Source organism: Amycolatopsis sp. Hca4 (assembly GCF_013364075.1).
Lineage (GTDB): Bacteria > Actinomycetota > Actinomycetes > Mycobacteriales > Pseudonocardiaceae > Amycolatopsis.
On record NZ_CP054925.1, the window covers coordinates 491,993 to 518,799 of the forward strand.

General features: G+C 73.6%; 2 protein-coding genes. Both read left to right on the top strand.

The window, feature by feature from the left end; genetic code table 11:
• Positions 1-10: 10 nt before the first annotated feature.
• Positions 11-20,974 (top strand): type I polyketide synthase, encoded by a 20,964-nt coding sequence (locus HUT10_RS50350; protein ID WP_254896621.1) that lies wholly within the window; start codon positions 11-13, stop codon positions 20,972-20,974.
• Positions 20,971-26,799 carry a type I polyketide synthase gene (locus HUT10_RS02095; protein WP_176169610.1) on the top strand — a complete coding sequence of 1,943 codons (5,829 nt, stop codon included), beginning with the start codon at positions 20,971-20,973 and terminating at the stop codon, positions 26,797-26,799. The genes HUT10_RS50350 and HUT10_RS02095 overlap by 4 nt, the downstream gene beginning before the upstream one ends.
• Positions 26,800-26,807 lie beyond the last annotated feature (8 nt).

Here is a 26,807-nt window from a genome sequence, read left to right on the forward strand (position 1 = left end):
GGGTTGAAGGATGCAGGAGCAGCAGGACAAGGTTGTCGAGTACCTGAGGCGCGTGACTGTCGACCTCCGGCAGGCGCAGCAGCGGGTCCGGGAGCTGGAGAACCGCGACCGCGAGCCGATCGCGATCGTCGGCATGGGCTGCCGCTACCCCGGCGGGGTGCGTTCGCCCGAAGACCTGTGGCGGCTGGTCGCCGACGGCGTGGACGCCATCTCCGACTTCCCGGCCAACCGCGGCTGGGACGTCGAGGGCATGTACGACCCGGACCCGGAACAGCCCGGCAAGACCTACACCCGGTCCGGCGGCTTCCTGCACGAGGCGGGCGAGTTCGACGCCGGCTTCTTCGGCATGTCCCCGCGCGAGGCACTGGCCACCGACTCCCAGCAACGCCAGCTGCTGGAGACGTCGTGGGAAGCGCTGGAGCGGGCCGGCATCGACCCGGTCTCCCTGCGCGGCAGCCGCACCGGCGTGTTCGCCGGCGTCATGTACAACGACTACAACCGCCTGATCGGCGGCAGCGAGTACGAGGGCTACCAGGGCACCGGCAGCGCGCCCAGCGTGCTCTCCGGCCGCGTGTCCTACACCCTGGGCCTGGAAGGGCCCTCGGTCAGCGTGGACACGGCCTGCTCGTCTTCGCTGGTCGCCCTGCACATCGCGGCCCAGGCGCTGCGCAACGACGAGTGCTCGCTGGCCCTGGCCGGCGGTGTCACCGTGATGTCCACCCCGCGCACCTTCCTCGACTTCTCCCGGCAGCGGGGCCTGTCCGCGGACGGCCGCTGCAAGTCCTACGCGGAGTCCGCCGACGGCGTCGGCTGGGGCGAAGGCGTCGGCGTGCTGGTGCTGGAACGCCTGTCCGACGCTCGCCGCAACGGCCACGAAGTCCTGGCCGTGGTGCGGGGCAGTGCCATCAACCAGGACGGCGCGTCCAACGGCCTCACCGCCCCGAACGGTCCTTCGCAGCAGCGGGTGATCCGCCAGGCGCTGGCGTCCGCCGGTCTGTCCACGCACGACATCGACGTGGTGGAAGGCCACGGCACCGGCACCACGCTGGGCGACCCGATCGAAGCCCAAGCGCTGCTCGCGACCTACGGCCAAGGGCGGGAAACGCCGCTGTGGCTGGGCTCGCTGAAGTCGAACATCGGGCACACCCAGGCCGCGGCCGGGGTGGCCGGCGTGATCAAGATGGTGCTGGCCATGCGGCACGGGGTGCTCCCGCGCACCCTGCACGTCGACGCGCCGTCGTCCCACGTGGACTGGGACGCCGGCGCGGTGCACCTGCTCACCGAGACGCGGGACTGGCCCGCGGTGGACCGCCCCCGCCGGGCCGCCGTTTCGTCGTTCGGGATCAGCGGCACCAACGCGCACACGATCATCGAGCAGGCCGAAGCGGCCGAGGAGCCGGCGCCCGCACCCGCCCGCGAGCCGGTGCGGGTGCCGTGGCTGCTGGCCGGCCGCACCGCCGAGGCGTTGCGCGGCCAGGCCGCCGTCCTCGCCGACCGGCTGGCCACCCTCGACGTCGACGCGGTCGACGTCGGCTGGTCCCTCGTCTCTTCCCGCTCCGCCTTCGAGCACCGCGCCGTGGTCCTGGCCGAGGACCGCGAGAGCGGCGCCGAGGCGTTGCGCACCTGGCTGGCCGAGGGCGCGCACCCCGACGTCAGCGCCGGGGTCCTCAACCGCGGCAAGGTCGCGATGGTGTTCTCGGGGCAGGGTGCCCAGCGGGCCGGGATGGGCCGTGAGCTGGCCGAGCGGTTCGCGGTGTTCTCGGCGGCGCTGGACGAAATCCTGTCCACTCTGGACATCGCGGGGCTGCGTGAGGCGATGTGGTCCGGCGACGGCCTGGACCGGACCGAATACACCCAGCCGGCGCTGTTCGCCGTCGAGGTGGCGCTGTTCCGGCTGGCCGAGTCGTGGGGCGTGCGGCCGGACTACGTGGCCGGGCACAGCATCGGCGAGATCTCGGCGGCCCACGTGGCCGGGGTGCTGTCGCTGCCCGACGCGTGCCGGCTGGTGGCGGCGCGAGGCCGGTTGATGCAGGCCCTGCCCGCGGGTGGCGCGATGCTGGCCGTGCAGGCCACCGAAGCCGAGGCCGCCGACTGGATCAAGGGCACCCGGGTGGCCATCGCGGCCATCAACGGGCCCGACGCCGTCGTGCTCGCCGGGCCGGAAGCCGACGTGCTGGCCCTGGCCGAAGGCCGCCGGGCCAAGCGGCTGCCGGTTTCGCACGCGTTCCACTCCGGCCTGATGGACCCGATGCTGGCCGAGTTCGCCCGGGTCCTGGAGGGGATGGAGTTCCACCGGCCGGAGATCCCCGTGGTCTCCAACCTCAGCGGCCGGTTCGAGACGCAGTTCGACGCCGGCTACTGGGTGCGGCACGTGCGCGGGACCGTCCGCTTCGCCGACACCCTGCGCTGTCTCTACGACCACGACACCCGCACCTTCCTGGAACTGGGCCCGGACGCCACGCTCACCACGCACACGGCGGTGCTCGACGGCGTCGTGGCGATTCCCGCGCTGCGCACGGACAAGCCCGAAGCCGACTCCTTCGTCGGGGCCGCGGCCCAGCTGCACCTGCACGGGGTGGCCGTGGACTGGGCGGCGTTGTTCGCCCCGCTCGAGCCGCGCCGGGCGGACCTGCCCACCTACGCCTTCCAGCACCGCACCTACTGGCCGGCGACCCGGGCCGTGGTCGGTGACGCCTCGGGCCTGGGGCAGCAGGTCACCGGGCACCCGTTGCTGGCCGCGGCCGTCCCGATGGCCGACGCCTCCGGTGTCGTGCTGACCGGGCGGCTGTCCCGGCATTCGCACCCGTGGCTGGCCGACCACGTGGTCGGCGACCGGGTCCTGTTCCCGGGTACCGGGTTCGTGGAGCTGGCGGTGCGGGCCGGGGACGAGGTGGGCTGCGGCCGGGTTGAGGAGCTGACCCTGCTGGCCCCGCTGGTCCTGCCCGCCCAGGACGGCGTGCAGGTGCAGGTCCGGGTGGACGCGGCCGCCGCCGACGGCCGCCGCACGATCACCGTGTACTCCCGCGTCGAAGGCGGCGAGTGGACGCAGCACGCCGCCGGCACCCTCGCGGCGGACGCGGCCGAGCCGGACCCCGCCCCGTTCGCGGTCTGGCCGCCGACCGGCGCGCGCCCGGCCGAGGTGACGGACTTCTACGCCGGACTGGCCGGCCGCGGCCTGCACTACGGCCCGGTTTTCCACGGCGTGCAGGCGGCCTGGCAGGGGAGTGCGGGCGAGTGGTTCGCCGAGGTCACCCTGCCGGCGGAGACCGGCACGGACGGTTTCGGCGTGCACCCGGCGTTGCTGGACTCGGCGTTGCACGCCATCGGTCTCACCGGAGCCGGCGGCGACGCGCGCGGTCCCGCGCTGCCGTTCGCCTGGCAGGACGTGAGCCTGCACGCCAGTGGCGCCACCGCCCTGCGGGTGCGGCTGGTGCGCACCGCCGACGACAGCGTGACGCTCTCGGCGGTGGACCCGGCGGGTGCGCCGGTCATCAGCGTCGGCGGGTTGACCCTGCGGGCCGCCGACCTGTCGGCGCCCGCGGCCGACGGTCTGTTCGAGGTGCGCTGGAGCCCGCTGACCGGGACCGCCCGCACCGGGGTGTCCCGGGTGGCCGTGCTCGGTGCCGAAGACGTCGCCGCGGCTCTGCGAACCACCGGGGTGGCGGTCACCGCGGCCGACGACCTGGACGCGCTGGCGGGACCGGAGGTGCCGCGGGTCGTGCTGGCCCGGGTGCCGGCGCCGGACGGCGCCGACGTCGTGGCCGGGGCGCACGCGGCGAGCCGGGCGGTGCTGGACCTGGTGCGGCGGTGGCTGGCCGAGGCGGCGTTCGCCGGTTCGCGGCTGGTCGTGCTGACCCGGGGTGCGGACGTGGTGTCGGCACCGGTGCTCGGCCTGGTGCGCAGTGCGCGTGCGGAACACCCGGAGCGATTCGGGTTGCTGGACCTCGATCCGGCGGCCGAGGTGGACGGTGCCCTGCTGGTCGCTGCCCTGGGCAGTAACTCCAGTGAGCTGCGGCTGCGTGATGGCGTCGTGCTCACCGGTGCGCTGCACGGGGTGGACGCCGGCCTGCCGCTGCCGGGCACGCCCGCGTGGCGGCTCACCATGGTGCAGCAGGGTTCCGTCGACGGCCTTGCGCTGGAGCCGTGCGACGCCGACCAGGCTGAGCTGGGCCCGCGCGAGGTCCGGGTCGCGGTGCGCGCGGCCGGGCTGAACTTCCGGGACGTGCTGACCGTCCTGGGCATGTACCCGGGGGACGCCGGCCCGCTGGGCGCCGAGGCGATGGGGGTGGTCGCCGAGGCCGGCGCCGAGGTGACCGGCGTGACCGTGGGCGATCGGGTCATGGGCCGCTTCGCCGGCGGTGTCGGCCCGTTCGCCGTCGTCGACGAGCGTTACCTGGTCCCGGTGCCCGCCGCGTGGTCGGACGCCGAGGGCGCGGGTGCCCCGGTGGTCTACGTGACCGCGCTGTACGGCCTGCTCGACGTGGCCGCCGTCCGGCCCGGCGAGCGCGTGCTGATCCACGCCGGTGCCGGCGGGGTCGGCATGGCGGCGATCCAGGTGGCGAAGTGGCTCGGGGCGGAGGTTTTCGCCACGGCCAGTGAAGCGAAGTGGCCGGTGCTGCGGGAGCTCGGAGTCGCTGACGATCACATCGCGTCGTCGCGGACGCTGGAGTTCGAGGAGCGGTTCCGCGCGGTGTCCGGTGGTCACGGCATGGACGTGGTGCTGAACTCGCTGGCCGGTGAGTTCACCGATGCGTCGCTGCGGTTGCTGGCCGAGGGTGGCCGGTTCGCCGAGATGGGCAAGACCGACATCCGCACCGGCGTGCCGGGTTACCGGGCCTTCGACATCGTGGAGGCCGGGCCGGACCGCACGCAGGAGCTGTTGCGCCAGCTGACGGCCCTGGTGGAGCAGGGCGCCGCCACCGCGCTGCCGGTCCGCACGTTCGACGTGCGGCGGGCGCCGGAGGCGATGCGGTGGATGAGCCAGGCCAGGCACGTCGGCAAGATCGTCTTCACCATCCCCCAGGCGTGGGACCCCGTCAGGCCGGTGGTGATCACCGGTGGCACGGGTGGTCTGGGCCGGCTGGTGGCCCGGCACCTGATCGAGCGGGGTTTCGGGCACCTGGTGCTGACGAGCCGTCGTGGTCCGGCTGCCGAGGGCATCGGCGAGCTGGTGGCCGAGCTGGAGTCGGCCGGCGCGCGGGTCGAGGTCCGTGCGTGCGACCTGACCGACGCCGCGGCGACGGCGGCGCTGGTCGACGAGCTCGGGCCGCTCTCGGGTGTCGTGCATTCGGCCGGGGTGCTGGACGACGGCCTGGTGGAGTCGATGACCGCGGAGCGGCTGGACCGGGTGCTGGCGGCCAAGGTCGACGCGGCGTGGAACCTGCACCGCGCGATCGGTGCCACGCCCCTGGTGGTGTTCTCCTCCATCGCCGGGGTGCTGGGGACGGCGGGGCAGGCGAACTACGCGGCCGGCAACGCGTTCCTGGACGCCTTGATGGAGCAGCGGCGGGCCGAAGGGCTGCCCGGGTTGTCGATCGCCTGGGGTGGCTGGGAGCCGACCGGCGGCATGACGGCGTCGCTGTCGGAACGGGACGTGGCCCGGATGCGGCGGACCGGGTTCCCGCCGCTGAGCCACGCCGACGGCCTGGCCCTGTTCGACAAGGCGCTGACCTTGGACCTGGCGGCCGTGGTCGCGACGGGGTTCGACGGTGCCGCGGTGCGCGCCCGGGCCGAGGTGCCGCCGATGCTGCGGGCGTTGGCGGGGCCGGCTCGCCCGGTCCGCCGTTCGGCGGCCGCGGCGTCCGGTGCGGACAAGGGTGGCCTCGCCGGGGAGCTGGCCGGGCTGACGCCGGTGCAGCAGCGGGAACGGGTGCTCGCGTTGATCGGTGCGCAGGCCGCACTGGTGCTGGGCCACGCCGACGCGTCCGAAGTCGGCTCCGAACGGGAATTCCGCGAACTCGGCTTCGACTCCTTGACCGCGGTCGAGCTGCGCAACCGGCTCGGCCAGGCCACGGGCCTGCGGTTGTCGTCGACGCTGGTGTTCGACCATCCGACCCCTGAACAGCTCGCCACGCACCTGCTGGACCAGCTCGACCCGCAGGCGGCCGAGACCCCGGTCGTCACCGGGACGGTGGCCGCGGACGACGACCCGATCGTCATCGTCGGCATGGCCTGCCGGTTCCCGGACGGCATCACCACCCCCGAACAGCTGTGGGACGTCGTGGCCGAGGGCCGCGAAACCACCACGCCCTTCCCCGACGACCGCGGCTGGGATCTGGAAACGCTGCTCGGCGGGGACACCGGCAGCAGCGCCACCGGTTCCGGCGGCTTTCTCCGCGACGTGGCCGGGTTCGACGCCGAGTTCTTCGGTATCGCCCCGCGCGAGGCCCTGGCCATGGATCCCCAGCAGCGGCACCTGCTCGAGACGACCTGGGAAGCCCTGGAACGGTCGGGGATCGACCCGGCCGCGCTGCGCGGGAGCGCCGCCGGCGTGTTCATCGGCTCCTCGGCCAGCGGCTATTCCGCGTTGTCGGCCGGCTCGGCCGAGGCCGAAGGGCTGACCCTGACCGGCAACACCCCGAGCGTGATGTCCGGCCGGCTGGCTTACACGCTGGGGCTGGAGGGCCCGGCGGTCACGGTGGACACGGCGTGCTCGTCGTCGCTGGTCGCGCTGCACCTGGCCGCGCAGTCGCTGCGGCAGGGCGAGTGCTCGCTGGCCGTGGTCGGCGGCGCCACCATCCTTTCCGGACCGTCGTTGTTCGTGGAGTTTTCGCGGCAGGGCGGTCTGGCCGTCGACGGGCGGTGCAAGGCCTACGCCGACGGGGCCGACGGCACCGGCTGGGCCGAGGGCGTCGGTGTCCTCGTGGTCGAGCGGCTGTCCGACGCACGGCGTCACGGCCACCAGGTGCTCGCGGCCGTCCGCGGCAGCGCCGTCAACCAGGACGGTGCGTCCAATGGCTTGACGGCGCCGAACGGTCCGTCGCAGCAGCGGGTGATCCGGCAGGCCCTGGCTTCCGCTGGTCTGTCCACTGAGGACATCGATGTGGTGGAAGGGCACGGTACCGGCACGAAGCTGGGTGATCCGATCGAGGCTCAAGCACTGCTGGCCACGTACGGTCAGGACCGGGAAACCCCGTTGTGGCTGGGTTCGGTGAAGTCGAACATCGGGCACACTCAGGCCGCGGCCGGGGTGGCCGGGATCATCAAGATGGTCATGGCGATGCGTCATGGCGTGTTGCCGCGGACGTTGCATGTGGACGCGCCGTCGTCGCATGTGGACTGGGACTCGGGTGCGGTGAGCCTGCTGACCGAGGCCCGGGACTGGCCGGAGGTGCAGCGTCCGCGCCGGGCGGCGATCTCGTCGTTCGGGATCAGCGGCACCAACGCCCACACCATTCTCGAGAGCGTGCCCGCTGAGACTCCGGCCAGGCCGGAACGCGAGGCCACGCTCGTTCCGTGGCTGCTCTCGGCGAAGTCGCCGGACGCGCTGCAGGCCCAGGCGGCAGCCCTGCTGGAGCGAGCCGGTGGCCACGACAGCGTGGACGTCGGCTGGTCCTTGGCCGCCACCCGGACGGCCTTCGAACACCGTGCGGTGGTCCTGGCTCCCGACACCGAAACCGCGCTGTCGTCCTTGCGCGACGGAGAAGTTCTGTCCGGCACTCGCGGTCGCGGCAAGCTGGCCGTCCTGTTTTCCGGCCAAGGCGCCCAGCGCGCGGGGATGGGCCGCGAGCTGTACGCGCGCCACCCGGTGTTCGCGGCGGCCCTGGACGAGGTCCTGGCCGAGCTGGGCATCGAGAACCTGCGCGAGATCATGCGGTCCGGCGACGGCCTGGACCGGACCGAGTACACCCAGCCGGCGCTGTTCGCCGTCGAGGTGGCGTTGTTCCGGCTGGTGGAGTCCTGGGGCGTCAAGCCCGACTACGTCGCCGGGCACAGCATCGGGGAAATCACGGCGGCCCACGTGGCGGGTGTGTTCTCACTGGCGGACGCCTGCTCGCTGGTGGCCGCCCGCGGCCGGTTGATGCAGGCGCTGCCGGACGGCGGGGCGATGCTGGCGGTCCCGGCCACCGAGGCCGAAGCCCGCGCGTGGATCGAAGGTACGGACCTGTCCATCGCGGCGGTCAACGGCCCCGAGGCCGTGGTGCTGGCCGGGCCGGCGAAGTCGATCGACGCCCTCGAGATCGAACGCGCGAAGCGGCTGCCGGTGTCGCACGCGTTCCACTCCAGCCTGATGGAACCCATGCTGGCGGAGTTCGCGCGGGCACTGGACGGGATCACGTTCCATGAGCCCACGATGCCCGTGGTGTCCAATGTGACCGGTGGGTTCAGCGACCAGGGCAGCATCGAGTACTGGGTCCGGCACGTCCGCGACACCGTGCGGTTCGCCGACGGCCTGAACACCCTGCACGGCGCGGGTGTCCGCACGTTCCTGGAACTCGGGCCGGACAGCACCCTGACCACCCACACCGCCACCCTCGGCGGCGTCACCGGGATCCCGGCGCTGCGCAAGGACAAGCCCGAGGACGAATCCCTGCTCCGGGCGTTGTCGCGGCTGCACATCCAGGGTGCTGCGGTCGACTGGGACGCCTTCTTCGCGCCGCTCCGGCCGCGGCGGGTCGACCTGCCCACCTACCCGTTCCAGCACCGGGCGTTCTGGCCGACGCCGCGGCCGGCCCGCGCGGACGCGGCCGGCCTGGGCCTCACGCCCACCCAGCACCCGCTGCTGGCCGCCGCCGCGGTCCGGGCCGACGGAGCCGGTCTCGACGCGGTGCTGACCGGCAGCCTTTCCCTGCGCACCCACCCGTGGCTGGCCGAGCACGTCGTCAACGGGCAGGTGCTGTTCCCAGGCACCGGGTTCGTGGAGCTGGCCATCCGGGCCGGCGACGAGGTCGGCTGCGGCCGGCTCGACGAGCTGACCCTGCTCACCCCGCTGGCGATCCCCGAGCGCGCCGCCGTGCAGCTGCAGGTCTGGGTGACCGAGGCCGACGACCGGGGGCGGCGCACGCTCACCGTGCACGCCCGCACCGAGCAGGCCGGCTGGACCCAGCACGCCACCGGTGTCCTGAGCGCCACCCCCGCCGAGCCGGACCGCACCGGCCTCCAGACGTGGCCGCCGCCGGGGACACCGGTCGACATCGCCGCCTGCTACGCCGAGCTGGCCGACCTGGGCCTGACCTACGGGCCGCTGTTCCGGGGCCTCGAAGCCGTCTGGCGAGGCGGCCCGGACGAGTGGTTCGCCGAGGTCGTCCTGGACGCCGGCACCGAGGGGTTCGGGCTGCACCCGGCCCTGCTGGACGCGGCCCTGCACAGTCTCCGTTATGGCGGCGACGGCGGCGGCGCCCGGGTGCCGTTCGCCTGGCGGGACGTCTCCCTGCACGCCGAGGGCGCCACCCGGCTCCGGGTCCGCCTGACCCGCCAGGCCGAGGACACGCTGACCCTCGCGGCGGCCGACCAGGACGGCGCACCCGTGCTGACGGTGGGCGCGCTTTCGTTGCGGGCCATCGGCACCGGGCCGCAAGCGGCCCGGGCCGGAGCGGAGCTGCTCCGCCTCGAGTGGGCGCCGGTTCCGGCCACCAGCCGCACGGGCCTGTCCCGGGTGGCGGTGCTGGGCGCCGACCCGTTCGGCGTGGCCGAACTGCTCAGCGGGGCCGGGGTCGAGGTGGAGTCCGCCGCCGCGCCGGTCGATCTGAGCGGCGGGCCGACCGCCGAGGTGCCGCGGGTGGTGCTGGCCACCGTCCCGCCCACCGGCCTCGACGACCCGGCCGCCGCCGCTCGCCGGGCCGCTGCCGACGTGCTCGCGCTCGTGCAGGCGTGGCTGGCCGAGGACGCCTGCGCCGGTTCGCGGCTGGTCTTCGTCACCCGCGACGACGGGCCGGCCGCAGCCGCGGTGCGGGGGCTGGTCCGCAGCGCCCGCACCGAAAACCCGGACCGGTTCGCCCTGCTGGACCTGGCCGGCGAACCGGAGGGCCGGTCGCTGCTCGAGGCGCTCACCTGCGGTGAGGCGGAGACCCGGCTGACGGCCGGGACCGTCGAATCGCCGCGGCTGCGCCGGACCGCCGGCGAAAGCCCGTGGACCGGCACGGGAACCGTGCTGATCACCGGCGGCACCGGCGGCGTAGGCCGGGTGCTGACGCGGCACCTGTTGGAGCGGGGTGCCGAGCGGGTGGTGCTGGCCAGCCGCCGGGGCGCCGCGGACTGGCTGTCCGAGCTGGGTGATCGGGTCGAGGCGCGGGCGTGCGATGTCAGTGACGCGGATTCGGTGTCGGCGTTGGTCGACGCGGTGGCCGGGGAACACGGTCTCGAGCTGGTGATCCACGCGGCCGGTGTGCTGGCCGACGGTGTGGTGGGTTCGCTGACGCCGGACTCGTTCGCTGCCGTGTTCGCGCCGAAGGTCGACGCGGCCTGGCACCTGCACCGGGCCTTGGAGCGGCACCCGGACACGCGGTTGGTGCTGTTTTCTTCGGTGGCCGGTGTGCTGGGCGCGGCGGGCCAGGGCAATTACGCCGCGGCGAATTCGTTCCTGGACGCGCTGGCGGAGGTGCGGACGGCCGATGGGTGTCCGACGTTGTCGGTGGCGTGGGGTCCGTGGGCGCTGGCCGACGGCCTGGTGGGTGAGCTGTCGGAGGCCGATCGGGAGCGGATGGCCCGGGCCGGGGTGCCGCCGCTGACCGAAGCTCAGGGCCTGAGCCTGTTCGACGCGGTCATCGGCGCGACCGGCCGGGTGATCGCCACCGGACTCGACCTGCCCGCGTTGCGCGAGCGGCCGTCCGTGCCCGGTGTGCTGCGCGACCTGGCCGGCGGCCCGCGCCGCCGGGTCTCCGCTCGCGGCCCGGTCCCGGGGTCCGGTGCGCTGGCGTCCCGCCTCGCCGGCCGCCCACCCGCCGAACAGGCCGGCCTGGTCGCCGAGGTCGTCCGGGGCCGGGTGGCCGCGGTGCTCGGGCACGCCGGTTCGGCCGTGTTCGACGCGGAGAAGACGTTCCAGGAGCTGGGTTTCGACTCGTTGACGGCGGTGGAGCTGCGCAACGGCTTGGACGCGGCCACGGACTTGCGGCTCCCGACGACGCTGGTGTTCGACTACCCCACCATCGGGGCGTTGACCGAATACCTGCTCGAGCGGCTGGGCGGCGGTGCCGGGCAGGCGGCGCAGGTCGCCGAGATCATCCGGCCGGTGAGCGACGACCCGGTCGTCATCGTCGGCATGGGGTGCCGTTACCCCGGAGGGGTGCGTTCGCCGGAGGAGCTGTGGCGGCTGGTGGCCGACGGAGTGGACGCGATCACGGAGTTCCCCGCCGGTCGTGGCTGGGACCTGGATTCGATCTACGACCCCGATCCCGAGCACGCCGGTACTTCGTACACCAAGCGCGGTGGGTTCCTGCACGAGGCGGGAGAGTTCGACGCTGAGTTCTTCGGGATGTCCCCGCGGGAGGCGATGGCGACGGATTCGCAGCAGCGTCAGTTGCTGGAGACGTCGTGGGAGGCGTTGGAGCGGGCCGGTATCGACCCGGTTTCGCTGCGGGGCAGTGACACGGGTGTGTTCGCCGGGGTGATGTACAGCGACTACGGCAAGTTGCTGCAGGGCAGCGAGTTCGAGGCGTACCAGGGGATGGGCAGCGCGCCGAGCGTGCTGTCCGGCCGGGTGTCCTACACGCTGGGGCTGGAAGGTCCGGCGGTGAGCGTCGACACGGCGTGTTCGTCGTCCCTGGTGGCGTTGCACTGGGCGGTGCAGGCGCTGCGGGCGGGGGAGTGCTCGCTGGCTTTGGCCGGTGGGGTGACGGTGATGGCGACGCCGAACACGTTCATCCAGTTCTCGCGGCAGCGAGGGCTGTCGGAGGATGGCCGGTGCAAGTCCTACGGTGACGGCGCGGATGGGGTCGGCTGGTCCGAAGGCGCCGGGATGCTGGTGCTGGAGAGGCTGTCCGACGCGCGCCGCAACGGCCACGAAGTCCTGGCCATCATCCGCGGTTCCGCGGTGAACCAGGACGGCGCCTCGAACGGCTTGACCGCGCCGAACGGTCCGTCGCAGCAGCGGGTGATCCGCCAGGCGCTGGCGTCGGCTGGTCTGTCCACGCGGGACATCGACGTGGTGGAAGGGCACGGCACGGGGACCACGCTGGGTGACCCGATCGAGGCTCAGGCACTGCTGGCCACCTACGGCCAGGACCGCGAATCGCCGCTGTGGCTGGGTTCGCTGAAGTCCAACATCGGGCACACCCAGGCCGCGGCCGGGGTGGCCGGTGTGATCAAGATGGTCATGGCCATGCGTCACGGCGTCCTGCCGCGGTCGCTCCACGCGGACGCGCCGTCCTCGCACGTGGACTGGGACGCCGGCGCGGTGAGCCTGCTGACCGAGGCGCGCGACTGGCCTGAAGCCGGGCGTCCGCGCCGGGCCGGGATCTCGTCGTTCGGCATCAGTGGCACCAACGCGCACACGATCATCGAGGCACCCGAGCCCGCGCCGGCCACACCGGCGGTGGTCCGGGACGACGTGCTGGTGCCGTGGGTGCTGTCCGGCCGCACGCCGGAGGCCCTGGACGCCCAGGCCCGGACCCTGGCCGAGGGCATCGGCGACCAGGACACGGTCGACGTCGCCTGGTCGCTGGCCACCTCGCGGACGGCCTTCGAGCACCGTGCGGTGGTCTTGGCGCCGGACAGCGAGACGGCGTTGTCCGCCTTGCGGAACGGGGATGTCCTGTCCGGTGCCCGGGTGCGGGGCAAGCTGGCGATCTTGTTCTCGGGTCAGGGTGCGCAGCGCGCGGGCATGGGCCGTGAGCTCTATGCCCGGTATCCGGTGTTCGCGCAGGCTCTCGACGAGGTACTGGCCGAGCTGGGCATCGAGAACCTGCGTGAAATCATGTGGTCCGGGGAGGGGCTGGACCGGACCGAGTACACCCAGCCGACACTGTTCGCGATCGAAGTCGCGCTGTTCCGGCTCGCCGAATCCTGGGGCATCAAGCCCGATTACGTGGCGGGGCACTCCATCGGCGAGATCACCGCGGCGCATGTTGCGGGTGTGCTGTCCCTGGCCGACGCGTGTGCGTTGGTGGCGGCTCGCGGCCGGTTGATGCAGGCGCTCCCCTCCGGCGGGGCGATGCTGGCGGTGCGGGCGACCGAGGAGGAGGCGCGGCAGTGGACTGAGGTGTCGATTGCGGCCGTCAACGGCCCGAACGCAGTCGTACTGTCCGGCACGGAAGAGGCGATCGACCGGATCGAGGCGGACCGCGCCAAGCGACTGCCGGTGTCCCACGCGTTCCACTCCACCCTGATGGAACCCATGCTGGCCGAGTTCGCCCGCGCCCTGGACGGGATCACCTTCCACGAGGCTGCCATCCCGGTGGTCTCGAACGTGACCGGCGAGATCAGCGATCAAGGCAGCATCGACTACTGGGTCCGGCACGTCCGCGACACCGTGCGCTTCGCCGACGGCCTGAACACCCTCCACGGCGAAGGCGTCCGGACCTTCCTGGAACTCGGCCCCGACGCCACCCTCACCACGCACACGGCCAGCCTGGACGGCGTCACCGGGATCCCGGCGCTGCGCAAGGACAAGCCCGAAAACGAGACCCTTCTCCGCGCTCTGGGAGCTCTCCACGTCCAGGGCATCGACATCGACTGGGACGCCTTCTTCGCGCCGCTCGAGCCGCGCCGGGCCACGCTGCCCACCTACGCCTTCCAGCACCGCACCTACTGGCCCGCCACCCGGGCGGTGGCCGGGGACGCGTCCGGTCTCGGCCAGGAAGTCACCGGGCACCCGCTGCTCGGCGCGATCCTCACCGTGGCCGGTTCCGAAGACGTGCTCCTCACCGGACGCCTCTCGCTGCACTCCCACCCGTGGCTGGCCGACCACGTGGTCGGCGACCGGGTCCTGTTCCCGGGTACCGGGTTCGTGGAGCTGGCGGTGCGGGCCGGGGACGAGGTGGGCTGCGGCCGGGTCGAGGAGCTGACCCTGCTGGCCCCGCTGGTCCTGCCCGCCCAGGACGGCGTGCAGGTCCAGGTCCGCGTCGGCGAGCCGGACGCCCGGGGCCGCCGCACGCTCGGCGTGCACTCCCGCACCGAGGGCGGCGCCTGGACCCAGCACGCCACCGGCCTGGTCAGCGGCGACGCGGCCGAGCCGGACACCACCGGTCTGACCACCTGGCCGCCGCCGGGCGCGCGGCCCGCGGACACCGAGGACTTCTACGCCGGCCTGGCCCGGCTCGGCCTGCACTACGGCCCGCGCTTCCAGGGCCTCACCGCCGTCTGGCAGGGCGGCGACGACGAATGGTTCGCCGAGGTGGCCCTGGACGGCGAGGCCACCGGCTTCGGGCTGCACCCGGTGTTGCTGGACTCGGCGTTGCACGCCATCGGGTTCACCGGTGTCGGGGGCGCCGCCCGGGGCCCGGTGCTGCCGTTCGCCTGGCAGGACGTGACTCTGCACGCCAGTGGCGCCACCGCGCTGCGGGTGCGCCTGCTGCGCACGGCCGACGACACGGTGACGTTGTCGGCGGTGGACCCGGCGGGCACGCCGGTGCTCAGCGTCGGCGGATTGACGCTGCGGGCCGCCGAGCCTTCGGCGGCCGCGGTGGACGGCCTGTTCGAGGTGCGGTGGAGCCCGTCGACCGCGACGGCGCGCACCGGGCTGTCCCGGGTGGCCGTCCTCGGCGCCGAAGACGTCGCCGCGGCCTTGCGGCAGACTGGACTGGACGTCGTCACGAGCGACGACCTGGCTTCACTGGCGGCGCACGAGGTGCCGCGGATCGTCCTGGCCCGGGCGCCGGAGGATGCGGACGTGGTGGCCGGGGCGCACGCGGCGAGCCGGACGGTGCTGGCCTGGGTCCAGCAGTGGCTGGCCGGCGAGGCGTTCGCCGGTTCGCGGCTGGTCGTGCTGACCCGCGGTGCCGAGGTGGTGACCGCGCCGGTGCTCGGCCTGATCCGCAGTGCGCGTGCGGAACACCCGGACCGGTTCGGGCTGCTGGACCTCGACCCGGCGGCCGAGCTGGACGGTGCGCTGCTCGTCGAGGCGCTGGCCGGCGGCGAGAGCGAGGTGCGGCTGCGTGACGGCGCCGTGCTGACCGGCGGCCTGACCGCGGTGCGGCCGGCCCTGGCCGTGCCGGACAGCGCGGGCTGGCGGCTCGGCATGGTCGCGCAGGGCAGCCTGGACGGCCTCGCGCTGGAACCCTGCGATGCAGCCGAAGCGGACCTGACCGGCCGTCAGGTCCGGGTCGCGGTGCGCGCGGCCGGGCTCAACTTCCGGGACGTGCTCAACGCGCTGGGCATGTACCCGGGCGACGCCGGCCTGCTCGGCGCCGAAGCGATGGGCGTGGTCACCGAGCTCGGGCCCGAGGCGGCCGACCTGCGGATCGGCGACCGCGTGCTCGGTCGCATCGGCGGCGGCTTCGGCCCGTTCGCCGTCGTCGACGAACGGTTCCTCGCCCCGGTGCCGTCCCGCTGGTCCGATGTGGACGCGGCCGGCGCGCCGGTGGCCTACCTGACCGCGCTGTACGGCCTCCAGGACATCGCCGGCCTCCGCGCCGGCGAGCGCGTGCTGATCCACGCCGGTGCCGGCGGGGTCGGCATGGCGGCGATCCAGGTCGCCCGCTGGCTGGGCGCGGAGGTTTTCGCCACGGCCAGTGAAGCGAAGTGGCCGGTGCTGCGGGAGCTCGGGATCGCTGACGACCACATCGCGTCGTCGCGGACGCTGGAGTTCGAGGAGCGGTTCCGCGCGGTGTCCGGTGGTCACGGCATGGACGTGGTGCTGAATTCGCTGGCCGGTGAATTCACGGACGCGTCGCTGCGGCTGCTCGCTGACGGTGGCCGGTTCGCCGAGATGGGCAAGACCGACATCCGCACCGGCGTGCCGGGCTACCGGGCCTTCGACATCATCGACGCCGGACCCGACCGCACGCAGGAACTGCTGCGCCAGCTCCTGGCCCTCGTCGACGACGGGATCGTGCAGGCCCTGCCCGCCCGCACCTTCGACGTCCGGCGGGCGCCGGAGGCGATGCGGTGGATGAGCCAGGCCAAGCACGTCGGCAAGATCGTCTTCACCATGCCGCAAGCGTGGGACGCCACCCGGCCGGTGGTGATCACCGGTGGCACGGGTGGCTTGGGCCGCCTGGTGGCCCGGCACCTGATCGAGCAGGGCTTCGCCCATCTCGTGCTGACCAGCCGTCGCGGCCCGGCCGCCGAGGGCATCGGCGAGCTGGTGGCCGAGCTGGAGTCGGCCGGCGCACGGGTCGAGGTTCGCGCCTGTGACCTGACCGACGCCGCGGCGACGGCGGCGCTGGTCGACGAGCTGGCCCCGCTGTCGGCGGTGGTGCACTCGGCCGGCGTGCTGGACGACGGTCTCGTGGAGTCGATGACCCCGGAGCGGCTGGACCGGGTGCTGGCGGCCAAGGTCGACGCCGCCTGGAACCTCCACCAGGCCGTGCCGGACGCCCCGCTGGTGGTGTTCTCCTCCATCGCCGGGGTCTTGGGCACGGCAGGGCAGTCCAATTACGCCGCCGGCAACACCTTCCTCGACGCGCTGGTGGAACAGCGCCGGGCCGAAGGCCGGCCCGGGCTGTCGATCGCCTGGGGTGGCTGGGCGCCGACCGGCGGCATGACCGCCTCGCTGTCCGAGCAGGACGTGGCCCGGATGCGGCGCACCGGGTTCCCGCCGCTGAGCCACGCCGACGGCCTGGCCCTGTTCGACGCCGCCATCGCCACGGACGCCGCACACGTCGTGGCCACCGGCTTCGACGCCGCCGCGCTGCGGGCCCGGGCCGAGGTACCGGCCATGCTGCGGGCGTTGGCCGGCCCGGCGCGGCCGGTTCGGCGTCCGGCGGCTGGTGCGGCCGCCGCGGGCGATGGTGGCTTCGCGGCGGAGCTGGCGCCTCTGACGCCGGTGCAGCAGCGGGAACGGGTACTGGCGTTGATCGGTACGCAGGCGGCGTTGGTGCTGGGCCACGCCGACGCGTCGGAAGTGGGCTCGGAGCGGGAGTTCCGGGAGCTGGGCTTCGACTCGCTGACGGCGGTCGAGCTGCGCAACCGGCTCGGCCAGGCGACGGGCCTGCGGTTGTCGTCGACGCTGGTGTTCGACCACCCGACCCCCGAGCAGCTCGCCACGCACCTGCTGGACCAGCTCGACCCGCAGGCCGAGACCACCGTGGCGGTGCCGGGCACGACCGTGCGCGACGACGACCCGATCGTCATCGTCGGCATGGCCTGCCGCTTCCCCCACGGCGTCCGCTCGCCCGAAGACCTCTGGCAGCTGGTCGCCTCCGGCGGCGACGCCATCGCCGAATTCCCCGAAGACCGCGGCTGGGACCTGACCGCGCTGACCGGCGACGGACCGGGCCACAGCGACACGCACCGCGGCGGCTTCCTCACCGACGTGGCCGGGTTCGACGCCGAGTTCTTCGGCATCGCCCCGCGCGAGGCGCTGGCCATGGACCCCCAGCAGCGGCAGCTGCTGGAGACGGCGTGGGAGGCCTTGGAGCGGTCCGGGATCAACCCGGCGACGCTGCGCGGTACCCCGGCCGGTGTCTTCATCGGCGCGTCCTCCAGCGGGTACTCCGCGTTGTCGGCCGGCTCGGCCGAGGCCGAAGGGCTGACCCTGACCGGCAACACCCCGAGCGTGATGTCCGGCCGCTTGGCCTACACGCTGGGCCTGGAAGGCCCCGCGGTCACGGTCGACACCGCGTGCTCGTCGTCGCTGGTCGCGCTGCACTGGGCGGTCCAGGCCCTGCGCAGCGGCGAGTGCTCGCTCGCGCTCACCGGCGGCGCCACGATCCTGTCCAGCCCCGCCCTCTTCGTGGAGTTTTCGCGGCAGGGCGGTCTGGCCGTCGACGGGCGGTGCAAGGCCTACGCCGACGGGGCCGACGGCACCGGCTGGGCCGAAGGCGTCGGCATGCTGGTCGTGGAGCGGCTGTCCGACGCGCGCCGCCACGGCCACGAGGTGCTGGCGGTCGTGCGCGGTTCCGCGGTGAACCAGGACGGTGCGTCGAACGGTTTGACGGCGCCGAACGGTCCGTCGCAGCAGCGGGTGATCCGGCAGGCCCTGGCTTCCGCTGGTCTGTCCACTCAGGACATCGACGTGGTGGAAGGGCATGGTACCGGCACGAAGCTGGGTGATCCGATCGAGGCCCAGGCACTGCTGGCCACCTACGGTCAGGACCGGGAAACCCCGCTGTGGCTGGGTTCGGTGAAGTCCAACATCGGCCACACTCAAGCCGCGGCCGGGGTGGCCGGGATCATCAAGATGGTCATGGCCATGCGGCACGGTGTGTTGCCGCGGACGTTGCATGTGGACGAGCCGTCGTCGCATGTGGACTGGGACTCGGGTGCGGTGAGCCTGCTGACCGAAGCTCAGGACTGGCCGGAGGTGCAGCGTCCGCGCCGGGCGGCGATCTCGTCGTTCGGGATCAGCGGCACCAACGCCCACACCATCCTCGAGCAGCCGGACGAGCCGGCCCCGGTCGTCGAGGCCAGGCCGGAAGGCGTGCTGGTGCCGTGGGTGCTGTCGGCCAAGTCCCCAGACGCCTTGACGGCTCAGGCCGCCGCCCTGCCGGAGCGGGTCGCCGGCGAGCCGGCGGCGGACGTGGCCTGGTCGCTGGCCCGGACACGCTCCGGCTTCGACCACCGCGCGGTGGTGCTGGCTTCCGACACCGAGACGGCGTTGTCCGCCCTCCGGAACGGAGATGTCCTGTCCGGTACTCGGGTGCGGGGCAAGCTGGCGATCCTGTTCTCGGGTCAAGGTGCCCAGCGCGCCGGGATGGGCCGTGAGCTCTATGCCCGGTATCCGGTGTTCGCCGAGGCCTTGGACGAGGTGCTGGCCGAGCTGGAGATCGAGAACCTGCGTGAGGTGATGTGGTCCGGGGAGGGTTTGGACCGGACCGAGTACACCCAGCCGGCACTGTTCGCCGTCGAGACGGCCCTATTCCGGCTCGCCGAGTCCTGGGGCATCAAGCCTGATTACGTGGCGGGGCACAGCATCGGCGAGATCACCGCGGCGCATGTTGCGGGCGTGCTGTCGCTGGCCGACGCGTGCTCCCTGGTGGCTGCGCGTGGCCGGTTGATGCAGGCCCTGCCGCCGGGTGGGGCGATGCTGGCGGTGCGGGCCACGGAGGAGGAGGCGCGGCAGTGGACTGAGGTGTCGATTGCGGCGGTCAACGGTCCGAACGCGGTCGTGCTGTCGGGCACCGAGGAGGCGATCAGCCGGATCGAGGTGGATCGGGCCAGGCGGCTGCCGGTGTCCCACGCGTTCCACTCCGGCCTGATGGAGCCCATGCTGGCCGAGTTCGCCAGGGCCCTGGACGGCATGACGTTCCACGAACCCACCATCCCGGTGGTCTCGAACGTGACCGGTGAATTCACCGATCAGGGCAGCATCGAGTACTGGGTCCGGCACGTCCGCGACACCGTGCGGTTCGCTGATGGCCTGAACACCCTCCACGGCGAAGGCGTCCGGACCTTCCTGGAGCTCGGCCCCGACGCCACCTTGACCACCCATGTGGCCGAGCTGGCCGATGTCACCGGGATCCCGTTGCTGCGCAAGGACAAGCTCGAAAACGACTCCCTCGTCCGGGCCCTGTCACTGCTGTACATCCAGGGCGCCGCCATCGACTGGGACGCCTTCTTCGCGCCGCTTCAGCCGCGGCGGGTCGACCTGCCCACCTACCCCTTCCAGCACCGGGTGTTCTGGCCGAAGGCGCGGGCCAACGCCGGTGACGCGACCGGGTTCGGCCTGGCCGCGACCGGGCACCCGCTGCTGGGCGCCGCGGTCGCCATGGCCGACGCCTCCGGGGTGGTGCTCACCGGTTCCCTGTCCGTGCGCACCCAGCCGTGGCTGGCCGAGCACGTCGTCAACGGGCAGGTGCTGTTCCCGGGCACCGGGTTCGTGGAGCTGGCCATCCGGGCCGGCGACGAGGCCGGCTGCGGCCGGCTCGACGAGCTCACCCTGCTCGCGCCGCTCGTGCTGCCGGCCCGCGAGCCGGTCCAGGTCCAGGTACGGGTGGCGGCCGAGCAGGCCGACGGCACCCGCGGCCTCGCCGTCCACTCCCGGTCCGGCTCGGACCACGACTGGATCCAGCACGCCACCGGCACCCTCCGGCCCGGCGTCGCCGCGACCGGGGCCACCGGCCTGGAAACCTGGCCCCCGGCGGCGACCCCGGTCGACATCGACACCTTCTACGCCGATCTCGAAGCGCTGGGCCTGGCCTACGGGCCCGGGTTCCGCGGCGTCGAGGCGGTCTGGAAGGGCACCGGGAACGAGTGGTTCGCCGAGGTCGCCCTGGACGCGGAGGCCGACGGCTTCGGCGTGCACCCGGCCGTGCTGGACGCCGCCCTGCACGGCATCCGCTACCTGCGGTCCGGAGAGCCCGGCGGGGCGGTCGTGCCGTTCGCCTGGCGCGACGTCGCACTGCACGCCACCGGCGCCACCCGGCTGCGGGTCCGGCTGACCCGTTCGGGCGAGGACACGATCGCTCTCGCCGCCACCGATCACGACGGCGTGCCGGTGGTGACCGTGGGTTCGCTGACCCTGCGCTCGGCCGGCACCGCACCGGTCGCCGCGGGCCGGGACGGCCTGTACGACGTCGGCTGGACGCCCGTCGCCGTCACGTCCCGGACCGGCCTGTCCCGCGTGGCCGTCGTCGGCGCCGAGGACGTCGCCGACGTCCTGCTCGGCGCGGGGCTGCCCGTGCAGACCGCGCCCGATCTGGCCGCGCTGGCCGTCACGGACGTGCCCCGGGTCGTGCTGGCCGAGGTCGCGCCACCGGCGGGTGACGTTCCCGCAGACGTGCACACCCTGACCGCCGAGGTGCTGGACCTGGTCCAGCACTGGCTGGCCGAGGAGGCCTTCGCCGGTTCACGGCTCGTGCTGCTGACCCGGGAAGCCGGCGTGCGGACCGCGGCCGCCTGGGGCCTGGTCCGCAGCGCGCTCGCGGAAAACCCCGGCCGGTTCGCCCTGCTGGACCTGGCCGGTGCCCCGGGGCGGACCTCCTCATCGAAGCCTTGACCTGCGACGAGTCCGAGCTGCGCGTGACCGGCGACGCCGTGCTGGCGCCCCGGCTGCACCGGGCCACCGCGGTGTGCTCCTGGACCTGTTCCGGGACCGTGCTGATCACCGGCGGCACCGGCGGGGTCGGCCGGGTGCTGACCCGGCACCTGCTGGAGCGGGGCGCCGAGCGGGTGGTGCTGGCCAGCCGCCGGGGCACCGCGGACTGGCTGTCCGAAGCGGACGGTCCGGTCGAGGTGCGCACCTGCGACGTGAGTGACGCGGATTCGGTGTCGGCGCTGGTCGACGCCGTCGCCGTCGAACACGGTCTGGAGCTGGTGATCCACGCGGCCGGGGTGCTGGCCGACGGAGTGGTCGGTTCGCTGACGCCGGAGTCGCTCGACACCGTCCTCGCGCCGAAGGTCGACGCCGCCTGGCACCTGCACCGTGCTCTCGAACGGCACCCGGACACGCGGCTGGTGTTGTTCTCCTCGGTGGCCGGCGTGCTCGGCACCGCGGGCCAGGGCAATTACGCCGCGGCGAATTCGTTCCTGGACGCGCTGGCCGAGGTCCGGACGGCCGATGGGTGTCCGACGTTGTCGGTGGCGTGGGGTCCGTGGGCGCTGGCCGACGGTCTGGTGGGTGAGCTGTCGGAGGCTGACCGCGAGCGGATGGCCCGCGCCGGGGTGCCGCCGCTGCCCGCCGACCGCGCGCTGGCTCTGCTCGACGCGGCCCTGACCGTCGACGGCCGGATCGTGGCGACCGGACTGGACGTGGCCGCGCTGCGCGAGCGGGCGGTGCTGCCCGGCGTCCTGCGGGACGTCGCCGGCGGCGTCCGTCGCCGGGTCTCCCGGGCCGGCGCGCCCGGCACGGCCGACCTGACCCGGCGCCTGGCCGCGCTGACCCCGGCCGAGCAGGCCGAGGCCGTGGCCGAGGTGATCGGCGGCCGGGTCGCGGCCGTCCTCGGTCACGCGACCGGGACGGTGTTCGACGCGGAGAAGACGTTCCAGGAACTGGGTTTCGACTCCCTGACGGCGGTCGAACTGCGCAACGGCTTGGACGCGGCCACGGAACTGCGGCTCCCGACGACGTTGGTCTTCGACTACCCGACCATCGGCGCACTGACCGAATACCTGCTTGAACGGCTGGGTGCCGGTGCCGGCCAGTCCGTCCCGGTCACCGCCGTGCCGCGGCCGGTGAGCGACGACCCGATCGTCATCGTCGGCATGGGGTGCCGCTACCCCGGAGGCGTGCGCTCGCCGGAAGACTTGTGGCGGCTGGTGGCCGACGGGGTGGACGCGATCACCGAATTCCCCACCGGCCGTGGCTGGGACCTGGAAGGGCTGTACCACCCGGATCCCGAGCACACCGGCACGTCCTACACCAAGCGCGGTGGCTTCCTGCACGAAGCCGGGGAATTCGACGCCGAGTTCTTCGGGATGTCTCCCCGCGAAGCGATGGCGACGGACTCGCAGCAACGCCAGTTGCTGGAGACGTCGTGGGAAGCGCTCGAGCGGGCCGGTATCGACCCGATCTCCCTGCGCGGCAGCGACACCGGCGTCTTCGCCGGCGTGATGTACAGCGACTACGCCAAACTGCTGCAGGGCAGTGAATTCGAGGCCTACCAGGGGATGGGCAGCGCCCCCAGCGTGCTGTCCGGCCGAGTCTCCTACACGCTGGGCCTGGAGGGACCCGCGGTCAGCGTCGACACCGCCTGCTCGTCGTCCCTGGTCGCCCTGCACTGGGCCGTCCAGGCCCTGCGGGCCGGTGAATGCTCGCTGGCCTTGGCCGGTGGGGTGACCGTGATGGCGACGCCGAACACGTTCATCCAGTTCTCCCGGCAGCGAGGGTTGTCCGAGGACGGCCGGTGCAAGTCCTACGGTGACGGCGCCGACGGCGTCGGCTGGTCCGAAGGCGCCGGGATGCTGGTGCTCGAACGCCTGTCCGACGCGCGCCGCAACGGCCACGAGGTGCTGGCCGTGGTGCGGGGCAGTGCCATCAACCAGGACGGCGCGTCCAACGGCCTGACGGCGCCGAACGGTCCGTCGCAGCAGCGGGTGATCCGCCAGGCGCTGGCCTCGGCCGGTCTGTCCACTCAGGACATCGACGTGGTGGAGGGCCACGGCACGGGCACCACACTGGGTGACCCGATCGAGGCCCAAGCACTCCTGGCCACTTACGGCCAGGACCGGGAAACCCCGCTGTGGCTGGGTTCCGTGAAGTCGAACATCGGCCACACCCAGGCCGCGGCCGGGGTCGCGGGCATCATCAAGATGGTCATGGCCATGCGCCACGGCGTGCTCCCGCGGTCGCTGCACTCGGGCGACCCGTCCTCGCACGTCGACTGGGCGTCCGGAGCGGTCTCGCTCCTCAGCGAAAGCCGGAACTGGCCCGAGGTGGACCGCCCCCGCCGGGCCGGGATCTCGTCGTTCGGCATCAGCGGGACCAACGCGCACACGATCATCGAGGCACCCGAGCCCGCGCCGGCCACGCCGGCGGTGGTCCGGGACGCCGTGCCGGTGCCGTGGGTGCTGTCCGGCCGCACCCCGGAAGCCGTGCGTGACCAGGCTCGCGCCCTGGCCGAGGGCCTCGGCGACCAGGACACCGTCGACGTCGGCTGGGCCCTGGCCACGACCCGGGCCGCCTTCGACCACCGGGCCGTGGTGCTGGCCGACGCCCACGCCGTGGCGAACCTGCGGTCCTGGGCCGCCGACGGCGTGCACGCGGAGGTAGTCAGCGGTGCGCGGGTCCGGGGCAAGCTGGCCGTCCTGTTCTCCGGCCAAGGTGCCCAGCGCGCCGGGATGGGCCGTGAGCTCTACGGCCGGTATCCGGTGTTCGCCGTGGCCCTGGACGAGGTGCTGGCCGAGCTGGAGATCGAGAACCTGCGTGAGGTGATGTGGTCCGGGGAGGGGCTGGACCGGACCGAGTACACCCAGCCGGCGTTGTTCGCGGTCGAGGTGGCGTTGTTCCGGCTCGTCGAGTCCTGGGGCATCAAGCCCGATTACGTGGCCGGGCACTCCATCGGTGAGATCACGGCCGCCTACGTGGCTGGGGTGTTCTCCCTGGCGGACGCGTGTGCGCTGGTGGCTGCGCGTGGCCGGTTGATGCAGGCCCTGCCGGCGGGTGGGGCGATGCTGGCGGTGCGGGCGACCGAGGAAGAAGCACGGCAGTGGACCGACGTGTCGATCGCTGCCGTCAACGGCCCGAACGCAGTCGTGCTGTCGGGCACCGAGGAAGCGATCGACCGGATCGAGGCGGACCGGGCCAAGCGATTGCCGGTGTCCCACGCCTTCCACTCCGGCCTGATGGAGCCCATGCTGGCCGAGTTCGCCAGGGCCCTGGACGGCATGACGTTCCACGAACCCACCATCCCGGTGGTCTCCAATGTGACCGGTGAATTCAGCGATCAAGGCAGCATCGACTACTGGGTCCGGCACGTCCGCGACACCGTGCGCTTCGCCGACGGCCTGAACACCCTCCACGGCGAAGGCGTCCGCACCTTCCTGGAACTCGGCCCCGACGCCACCCTCACCACGCACACAGCCGACCTGGCCGAGGCCACCGGCATTCCGGCGCTGCGCAAGGACAAACCCGAGACCGAAACCCTGCTCCGCGCCCTGGCCGGACTGCACGTCCAAGGCGTCGGCGTCGACTGGGACGCCTTCTTCACCCCGCTCGAGCCGCGCCGGGCCACGTTGCCCACCTACCCGTTCCAGCACCAGACCTACTGGCCGATCCCGAAGGCGGCAGCCACCCAGGCCGACCCGGTGGACGACGAGTTCTGGGCCGCGGTCGAACGCGAGGACAGCCGGACCCTGGCCGGCGAACTGGGCCTCGACGACGCCTCCCTGGACACCGTCCTGCCGGCCCTCGCCTCGTGGCGGACCCGCTCGCGCGAACAGAGCGTGGTCGACCCCTGGCGCTACCGCACCACCTGGACCCCGCTGCCCGAACCGGAGGAGGTGCGACCGGGCACCTGGCTGCTCGTCGAACCCGGCGACCCGGCCCACCGCGGGTGGGTCGACAGCGTCGAAACCGCCCTGACCGGCCAGGGCCTGACCGTCCTGAGGTCCACAGTGGACCAGCTGGCGGTGGACGAACCGATCGCCGGGGTGCTGTCCCTGCTCGGGGTCGCCGAACAGACCGGTTCCGGCTCGGTGCCCGCCGGGCTGGCCGGCACGGCCGAGCTGCTCCAGGCACTGGCCGGCCGGGGGAGCACCGCTCCCGTGTGGTGCGCCACCTCCGGCGCGGTCGGCGTCGAAGACGGCGAGCCGGTGCCCCACCCGCTCCAGGCGACGCTCTGGGGCCTCGGGCGCGCGGCCGCGCTCGAGTACCCGCGGCAGTGGGGCGGCCTCGTCGATCTGCCGGCCGAGCTGGACGAGCGGACCGCCCGCCGGCTGGCCGCGACCCTGTCCGGGGCCGGCGGCGAAGACCAGGTCGCCGTCCGCGAGTCCGGCAGCTACGCCCGCCGGGTGGTCCGCGCCCGCCGCACCCCGGGCAGCGCCCGGCGCCGGTGGCGGCCGCGCGGCACCGTGCTGATCACCGGCGGCACCGGCGGCCTCGGAGCCACCATCGCCCGCTGGGCCGCGAAGAACGGTGCCGAACACCTCGTCCTGGCCAGCCGCCGGGGCCCGGCCGCCCCGGGCGCGGACGAGCTGCGGGCGGAACTGGCCGCGCACGGCGCCCGGGTCACCGTGGCCGCCTGCGACGTGGCCGAAAAGGAGCAGCTGGCCGCGCTGCTCGCCGACATCGGCGAGCAGTACCCGCTGCGGGCGGTGTTCCACGCCACCGGCGTGGCCGACCACCAGCCCATCGCCGAACTCGGCCCGGACGGCCTCGACACCACCCTGCGGGCCAAGGTCACCGCGGCCCGGCACCTGGCCGACCTGACCCGCGACGCCGAGCTGGACGCCTTCGTGCTGTTCTCCTCGATCGCCGCGGTCTGGGGCAGCCACAGCCAGCCCGGCTACTGCGCCGCCAACACCTACCTGGACGCGCTCGCCCAGTCCCGCCGCGCCGACGGCCTCCCGGCCACGTCGGTGGCCTGGGGCGCCTGGGCCGAGGCGGGGATGCTCGCCGGTTCGGCCGACCTCGACGTCCTCCGGAGCATGGGGATCACCCCGATGCGTCCCGCGTACGCCGTGGCCGCGCTGCAGCAGGCCCTGGACGACGACGAGACCCTGCTGACCGTGGCCGACGTGGACTGGGCCACCTTCGCGCCCCGGTTCACCGTGCAGCGGCCCAGCCCGCTGCTGGGCGACCTGCCCGAGGTCCGGACCGCGCTGACCACGGCGGCCGCCGCGGAACCCGCCGCGGACCGGGTGGCCGAACTGCGTGACCGCCTGGCCGCCGCGCCCGCCGCCGAACGCGAGCGCGAACTGGTCAAGCTGGTCCGCGCCGCGGCGGCCCGCGTCCTCGGCCACGCCGGCCCGGCGGCCATCCCGCCCGACCGGCCGTTCTCCGAACTGGGCGTCGACTCGCTCACCGCGGTCGAGCTGCGCAAGGCACTGGTCGGCGCCACCGGCCTGGCCCTGCCGGCCTCGCTGGTCTTCGACCAGCCCAGCCCGGCGGTGCTGGCCCGGTTCCTGCTGGCCGAACTGTTCCCGGCGGGTGGCCCGGCCGGGGAGGGCGGCGCCGAGGCGGCGCGCTACCAGGAGCTGCTGGCGGCGATCCCGCCGGCCCGGCTCCGCCGGTCCGGTCTGCTGGACATGCTGACCCGGCTGGCCGAGGACGGCGAGGGGAGCGACGAAGACGGCGACGCCCGCCCGGACGGCGGCAGCTCGCTGGACGAGATGGACGGCGAAGACCTGCTGCGGATGGTGCGCGAAAGCGCCCAGATCAACTGACGGCGATC